The organism is Mesorhizobium sp. M7A.F.Ca.ET.027.02.1.1 (genome assembly GCF_004022985.1).
Classification (GTDB): domain Bacteria; phylum Pseudomonadota; class Alphaproteobacteria; order Rhizobiales; family Rhizobiaceae; genus Mesorhizobium.
In genome coordinates this window covers 20,863-27,917 of the sequence record NZ_RZOL01000034.1, presented here as the reverse complement: position 1 = coordinate 27,917, position 7,055 = coordinate 20,863, and the positions used below count along the sequence as shown (strand labels likewise).

The 7,055-nt window shown below is 64.5% G+C and carries 7 protein-coding genes; 5 read left to right on the top strand and 2 right to left on the bottom strand.

The genetic code is table 11. The features are described 5' to 3' along the window. Nucleotides 1–54: 54 nt before the first annotated feature. Nucleotides 55–288, bottom strand: coding sequence for a hypothetical protein (locus tag EN749_RS06500; protein ID WP_128362790.1), 234 nt, complete (start codon nt 286–288; stop codon nt 55–57). A gap of 412 nt (nt 289–700) precedes the next feature. On the opposite strand from EN749_RS06500, the gene EN749_RS06495 reads away from it, so the two are divergent. Genes EN749_RS06495 through EN749_RS06480 form a run of 4 tightly spaced genes read left to right on the top strand, consistent with a single transcriptional unit; the run spans nt 701 to nt 4,589 of the window. Then, entirely contained in the window at nt 701–1,705 is a 1,005-nt protein-coding gene (locus EN749_RS06495) for a substrate-binding domain-containing protein (protein ID WP_127381869.1), read from the top strand. Beyond that, nucleotides 1,702–2,703 (top strand): ABC transporter permease, encoded by a 1,002-nt coding sequence (locus EN749_RS06490; RefSeq protein ID WP_127809714.1) that lies wholly within the window; start codon nt 1,702–1,704, stop codon nt 2,701–2,703. The genes EN749_RS06495 and EN749_RS06490 overlap by 4 nt, the downstream gene beginning before the upstream one ends. Continuing rightward, complete coding sequence (locus EN749_RS06485) at nt 2,700–3,464, top strand: ATP-binding cassette domain-containing protein (protein WP_127396575.1); 765 nt, start codon at nt 2,700–2,702, stop codon at nt 3,462–3,464. Before EN749_RS06490 ends, EN749_RS06485 begins: the two co-directional genes overlap by 4 nt. 39 nt (nt 3,465–3,503) lie before the next feature. After that, nucleotides 3,504–4,589 (top strand): Gfo/Idh/MocA family oxidoreductase, encoded by a 1,086-nt coding sequence (locus tag EN749_RS06480; protein WP_128362789.1) that lies wholly within the window; start codon nt 3,504–3,506, stop codon nt 4,587–4,589. 15 nt (nt 4,590–4,604) lie between these two features. Here EN749_RS06480 and EN749_RS06475 read toward each other — a convergent pair whose 3' ends face one another. Continuing rightward, nucleotides 4,605–4,880: a hypothetical protein gene (locus tag EN749_RS06475; protein ID WP_127396573.1), complete on the bottom strand. Its 276-nt coding sequence runs from the start codon at nt 4,878–4,880 to the stop codon at nt 4,605–4,607. Nucleotides 4,881–5,028: 148 nt separating this feature from the next. Between EN749_RS06475 and EN749_RS06470 the strand changes: the two genes are divergently transcribed. Then, a complete protein-coding gene (locus EN749_RS06470) occupies nt 5,029–7,053 on the top strand; it encodes an amidase (RefSeq protein ID WP_128362788.1) in 2,025 nt (674 codons plus the stop codon). Nucleotides 7,054–7,055 lie beyond the last annotated feature (2 nt).

The following is a 7,055-nucleotide window of genomic DNA, read 5'->3' as shown; positions in this document are numbered from 1 at the left end:
GTGCGTGATTTTCCCATACGGTATGTTTTTTGATGCGATCGCGGGCGGCTTTGCTCACGCCAGCAGATCGTCTTTATCGACCCGCCAGTCATTCAAAGCGGCCAATGAAGGCAGCGGCGAAAAATCGCCGGGTTGGACCGTTTCAACCGCTGCAAGCAGCTCCTGCGGCACTTCGTGCCGATAAAGCCCGGTGCATGCCCCCTCTTCGACCATTGCCGGCAACCCCGTGATCGCGTCGAAAATCGAAAATGTACCCGTTGGTTCTTCCAGGATCTCTAAACGCCTCACCCGAAACCTCCCTCTTGCGCAAAAGTAGCGACTAACGCCGCTATCCCCAAGTGGTTCCTTAGGCCGGCACATTTTTCGCGCCTTGGTTGTAGCGCATGCCGGCAGGACAGTCATGCCCAAGGGTGCATAGTCAAAATCGCTACGCACCAATTTTAAATCTTGACGCGTGTCAATTTTTTACAAAACATGCGCAAACGCAGGATTGGCATCGGCCGGCGCTCTGGGAGGAGCAATGCCTGACATCGAAAAGTGCCCGAACCTGGGCTGCAGTCCGCAGATTCCAAAGCGGGCAGCAATCTGTTGGCGGGACCATCGCGCCAGGCGCCGGGGTCGCTTGCGCGCCGTCTAACATTGCAGTCACCGGACAGCGACATTGATGCAGCCCATAAAACAATCAGGAGGAGGAAAAACCATGCGTATGTTCAATTGCCTGAAGCTTGGCACGAACCTGCTTGGCGCAGGCATGCTTGCAGCCATCGTCGCAGCGCCCGCCCATGCCGAGGATACGGCGAAAGTCGCGGCCATCGTCAAAGGCCTCGACAATCCGTTCTTCCAGACCATGCAGAAGGGCATCGAGGAACAGGCCAAGGCAAACGGCGTGAATGTCAGCGTCCAGGCCGCCGCCAATATGGGTGACGCCACCGGCCAGGCCGACCGCCTGACCGCCATGGCCATGCAGGATTTCGATTGCTACCTGGTCAACCCGATCAGCGTCTCCAATCTCGTCCAGGCGCTGGTGCCGGTCGCCCAGAAGAAAAAGCCGATCGTCAACATCGACTCGACCATAGACCCCGAACAGGCCAAGGCCGCCGGCTTTGCCGTCTCGACCTATATCGGCACCGACAATGTCGCCGCCGGCGCGCTGGCCGGCGAAGAGATGCTGAAGCTGGTGCCGAAGGGCTCCAAGGTCGCGCTGGTCGCCGGCATCATCGGCGATGTCGGCTCCAACGCCCGCATCAAGGGCTTCAAGCAGGCGGTGGAAGGCAAACTCGACATCGTGGTGATGGTCAGCGCCGACTGGGATCGCGAAAAGGCGCTGACCGCCGCCACCGATATTCTCGCCGCGCACCCGGATCTCGCCGGCTTCTTCGCCGCCAACGACATCATGGCGCTCGGCGTCGAGCGCGCCGTGCGGACCTCGGGCAAGGACGTCAAGGTGATCGGCCTCGACGGCATCGTCGACGCGCTCAAGTCGATTGCGGCAGGCGAACTCACCGCCACCGTCGCCCAATATCCCTATGTTGTCGGCGCCATGGGCCTCGAGGCCTGTGCAGTGGCCGCCAAGGGCAAGGAACTGCCGGCCAACGTGCCGGCGCCGGTGCTGTTGATCAACAAGGACAATGCCGAAGCCTCGCTGAAGAACTTCCCGCGGCCCGGCGGCGACTATCCCGATCCCTTCCGCGAGATGCTGAAGTGAGCACACCAGCAGACAACGCACCCGCCGCCCATTCGGCGGGTGCTGAGGAGAGCCGTCCCTCCCTGGCGGCTCTCCTCCTCGATCCGTCCTTCTGGGCCGACTGGGCATCCGTCGTCGGCCTGGTCGGCCTCGTCATCGTCTTCGGCATCGCCCAGCCGGTCTTTCTCAGCGTCGCCAATCTGCAGGCGCTGCTGTTGGCGGCGGCGATCCTGGTGGTGCTGTCGATCGGCCAGACCTTCGTCATCGCCACCTCGGGCATCGACCTGTCGCTGGCGGCAGCCGTCATGCTCGGCGCCATCATCCTCGGCCTCGTCAACGCCGCCGGCTACGGCATCTTCGTCGCCTGCGGGCTCGCGGTTCTCGCCACCAGCGCCGTCGGTTTCCTCAACGGGCTGATCATCACCGCAGGCAAGATCCCCGACTTCGTGGTGACGCTCGGCACGCTGTCAGGCATCACCGGCCTTGGCCTCATCCTGTCGGGCGGCGAACCGACCATGGTCGGCTCGACCTTCCTGCTCAGGCTCGCTTCCGGCTCGCTCGGACCGTTCGGTTATCCGGTCTGGGTAGCAATCGCAGCCGTCATCGTCGCGCATATCGCACTCTACCACACACGCTTCGGCGTGCATCTGCTGGCGACCGGCGGCCAGACCGAAAGTGCCGGCGCGCTGGGCATCCGCACCAACCGGGTCAAGATCGCCGCCTATACAATCTCGGGCTTCTGCGCCGGCATCGCGGCCATTCTTCTGGTCGCCCGCATCGGCTCGGCCGAACCGCAGATCAACACCAGCCTGCTCTTGAACTCGGTGGCGGCGGTGGTGCTGGGCGGCGTCAGCCTGTTCGGCGGCCGCGCCAGCATTCTGGGACCGGCGATCGGCGCGCTGATGCTCACAGCACTCGTCAACGGCCTGACCTTGCTCAACGTCTCGGCCTTCTACCAACCGCTTGCCGTGGGCGCCATCGTGGTGCTGGCGGCCCTGATCATGCGGTATCAGAAATGAGCGCGCCCCATCACATCCCCGCCGCTGAGGCGATCATCGCCTGCGAAGGGCTGAGCAAGCATTTCGGCGGCATCCGCGCCTTCACCGACGTCGCCTTCCAGGCCCGTCGCGGCGAGGTCACCGCCGTCATCGGCGACAATGGCGCCGGCAAGTCGACGCTGATCCGCAGCCTGGTCGGCGTGCATCAGCCGGACACCGGCAATTTGTTCTTCGACGGCCGGGCGCGGCCCTTCGCCAACCCCGACGAGGCACGCAAGGCCGGCATCGAGACCGTGCACCAGAACCTGGCGCTGATCGACGAACTGACGGTCGCGCAGAACCTGTTCCTCAACCGCGAGATCGTGCGCCGCATCGGGCCGTTCGCTTTCCTCGATCGCAAGGCGATGAAGCGCGAGGCCCGTTCCATGCTGTCGCGGCTGTCGATCAACGTGCCGTCGATCAACCAGCGTGTGCGGCGCTTGTCGGGCGGCCAGCGGCAGGCGATCTCGATCTGCCGCGCTGTCGGCTCCGGCGCCAAGCTGGTGGTGATGGACGAACCGACGGCAGCACTCGGCGTGCAGGAGACGGCCAATGTCGAGGCTCTGATCCGGCGTCTGCGCGAGCAGTCGGTCTCAGTCATCCTGGTCAGCCACAATTTCGATCAGGTCCGCCGCCTGTCCGACCAGATCTGGGTGATGCGGGCCGGAAAGATGGCGGCGACCGTGCGCGCTTCCGAAACGTCCGGAAACGAGCTCGTCGCGCTGGTAACCGGCGCGGCATAGTCCTGCAGCATCAGACTTGAAATCAAAGGGAGTTCGCCTGTGGCACCAATTCGTGTCGGACTGATAGGTCTTGGAGAGGTCGCGCAGTCGATCCATCTGCCTGTGCTGGGCGATCAGCGCGACCGCTGGGTGATCGCGGGCGTGTACGACGTGTCGCCCAGCCTGGTGTCACTCGTCACCTCCGAATTTGCGACGGCAAAGGCCTTCGACACGGCCGAGGCGCTGATTAGTTCGCCCGACATCGACGCGGTGTTCGTGCTGTCGTCCGACGACACCCACAGCCGCTTCGTGCGGGCGGCGATTGCTGCCAACAAGCATATCCTGCTGGAAAAGCCCGCCTGCCTGACGGTGCGCGAAATCGACGATCTGCTGGCGCTGATGCCGGGCTACGACAAGACCCTGTTCGTCGGCTATATGCGCCGCTACGCGCCGGCCTATCTGGCGGCCAGGGACGAACTGCCGGCATACGCCGACATCACCCATGTCCGAATCTTCGACCTGATCTCGGAAGGCCGGCACTTTCTCAAGAAGAGCCAGAACGTCCTCTATCCCAACGACATAGACCCTACCCTGCTGGCGCGTGGCGCAAGCGAACGCGACGCGCTGATCCGCGAGGTGGTCGGCGCCGACGCGCCGGCCGACCTGGTGCGCGCCTATCGCGGGCTGACGGCACTTTCCTCGCATCACATTTCGGCGATGCGCGGGCTGATCGGCGAGCCGGCGCGCGTGCTGGCCGCGCACCGCACCAATGGCGGCGCCAACACATCAGTCACCTTCGACTACGGCCATTTCGCTTGTCTCTACGACGCGGTGGTCGACGATCTCGGCCTGTTCGACGCCATGATCGAGGTGCGCTCGAACACCAGGCGTGTGCGCATTCTCTACGACACGCCCTACATCCGAAGCCTGCCGACGCGGATGGAGGTCACCGATGCCGGCCCGCTCGGCCCGGTGACGAAAACCTTCGGGCCTCTCTACGGCGATGCTTTCTCGAATGAACTCGAGATTTTCCACCGCCACATCACCGAAGGCACAAAGCCTCTGACCGACCTCGCCGATTCACGCCGCGACCTGGCGCTGATGGCCGAGATCATCGAGCGGATGAAGGAGAGTGACGGGCGCTGAGGCGCTGCCTGCCGCCTACTTCCCACAGTGATGATCGTTGATCTTGTTCACCGCATTCGCGTCGGGTCCGACGCGATGGTAGGAGCACGCGCCGGCCGCCGTCGTCACCAACTGCTGATCGTAGTAGCGCGGGCCGCCGAAGAGGATGTCGATGAGATCGCCTTCGGCGGGAACGTAGCGTTCGGAGTGGACCCGGCGGTCGTGATGCCGGTCGCCAGCGAACGCCGCGGCGCAAACGCTTGAGCCCATGGCGACAGCGAGAGCTAGGATCGCAACGCATTTCATGGTCATCGCCAATACCCTCCTGGCCATTCCAGAATCACACCATACATCCAAAACCGCCAGCCGGACAAAAGTTCCGAGAAGACCGCGATAGGCTCTTGCCGAAGCCAGCTGCCTCGCTCATCCATAGGATTGTAACGAAAGCCTGGAACCAGTGATGACCGACGCCAGCCTTCACCTCGTCGAAGCGACGATAGACCAACTGCGCCGAGCGCTCGATGACGGCACCGCCACCAGCGTCGAACTGGTCGGGGCGTATCTGAGGCGCATCGCGCATTTTGACCGCCACGGCATCAGCCTTAATGCCGTCCCAGTGCTCAACCCTGACATGTTTGAGGAGGCGGTGGCCTCCGACCAGCGCCGCCGCAACGGCGCCGTGCTCGGACCGCTCGACGGCATCCCCTACACCGCCAAGGACAGTTACAAGGTGTCAGGCCTGACGGTGGCCGCCGGTTCGCCCGCCTTCGAGCATCTCATCGCCAATGAGGACGCCTTCACCATCGCCCGGCTGCGCGCCGGCGGCGCCGTGCTGATCGGGCTGACCAACATGCCGCCAATGGCCAATGGCGGCATGCAGCGCGGCGTCTACGGTCGCGCCGAGAGCCCCTACAATGGCGACTATCTGACCGCCGCCTTCGCGTCGGGCTCGTCCAATGGCTCCGGCACGGCGACGGCGGCCAGCTTCTGCGCCTTCGGGCTTGGCGAAGAAACCTGGTCGTCCGGCCGCGCGCCGGCCACCAACAATGCAGTGGTCGCCTACACCCCGTCGCGCGGCGTCATTTCGGTGCGCGGCAACTGGCCCCTGGTGCCGACCATGGATGTCGTGGTGCCGCACGCGCGGACAATGCCCGACATGCTCGAACTGCTCGATGTGATCGTCGCCGACGATCCCGAGACGCGAGGCGATTTCTGGCGCGCGCAGCCCTGGGTCGAGCTGCCGAAAAGCTCCGCTGTGCGGCCGCCCCGCTATACCGATCTCGCACTGGCGGGGTCGTTGAAAGGCAAGCGGCTCGGCGTGCCCAGAATGTATATCGGCCGCGACAGCGAGGCCGATGCGCCGATCGAAACCCGCGCCTCGGTGCTTGCCCTGTGGGAGCGGGCCGCGGCCGATCTCACGCGGCTTGGCGCCGAGGTGGTCGAGGTCGATTTTCCCGTCGTTTCCAACTATGAGCGCGACCGCCCCGGCACGCGCACCATGGTCGAGCGCGGGCTGGTGCCCCCAGAGTTCGCCGACCGCGAGCTCTGGGATCTCAGCATCTGGGGCTGGGACGACTTTTTGCGCGCCAATGCCGACCCGTCTTTGCCCGATCTCGTCTCGGTCGACGGCCCAAAGATCTTCCCGCAGCCGCCGGGCACGCTGCCCGACCGCTATGAGGGCGGCTTCGACCTGAGGGAATATGTCGAGCGGGCGCGGTCCGGCGTCACGCCCGTCACGGAAATCCCGACGATTGAAGAAGGCCTGAAGGGCCTCGAAGCGACAAGGCGGATCGATTTCGAGGACTGGCTGGACGCCCATGGCATCGACGCCGTGGTGCTGCCCGCGGCCGCCGATGTCGGACCGGCCGATGCAGACATCGACGAGGCGTCCGCCGCCCTTGCCTGGCGCAATGGCACCTGGGTCGCCAACGGCAATCTGGTCTGGCGCCATTTCGGCATCCCCACCGTCACCGTGCCGATGGGAACCATGGCCGATATCGGCATGCCGGTCGGCCTGACTTTCGCCGGCAAGGCCTATGATGATGTCAGGTTGTTGCGCATGGCCGGCGATTTCGAACAGTCGACCCGGCGCCGCACCTTGCCCCCACGCACGCCGGAACTGACTGAAGATGTATTTTCCCGCCGGCCCACGCAAACCGGTAACGGCAAGGCACCTCCGCTCGTCATCGCGCTTGCCGCCGAGACGCGCACGACCGGCGATCAGGACGAGATCACCATCACGCTCGACCTGCCGATCGACGCCGAGGCGGAAAACGCCAGCGTCAAGGTGCATGTCAACGGCGAGCCTGTCGCCATGCAGCGAAGCGGAGCGCGCTCCTGTGGACAGGCATTGGTTCCGGCCGCAGAGCACCAGCGCTTCCACAGCGTCTGGCGTGGCTCGTATGGCTCGATCGTGACGGCTATTGTGCGGCTGGAGGATGGGCGCAGCGCCGGCGCCTATCTGGTAACCGGAGGGATTGGATGAAC

Excerpts from the sequence above, each read along its gene's own strand:
- EN749_RS06470 (WP_128362788.1), top strand. The coding sequence starts at position 5,029 with ATGACCGACGCCAGCCTTCACCTCGTCGAAGCGACGATAGACCAACTG.
- EN749_RS06495 (WP_127381869.1), top strand. The coding sequence starts at position 701 with ATGCGTATGTTCAATTGCCTGAAGCTTGGCACGAACCTGCTTGGCGCA.
- EN749_RS06475 (WP_127396573.1), bottom strand. The coding sequence starts at position 4,880 with ATGACCATGAAATGCGTTGCGATCCTAGCTCTCGCTGTCGCCATGGGC.
- EN749_RS06485 (WP_127396575.1), top strand. The coding sequence starts at position 2,700 with ATGAGCGCGCCCCATCACATCCCCGCCGCTGAGGCGATCATCGCCTGC.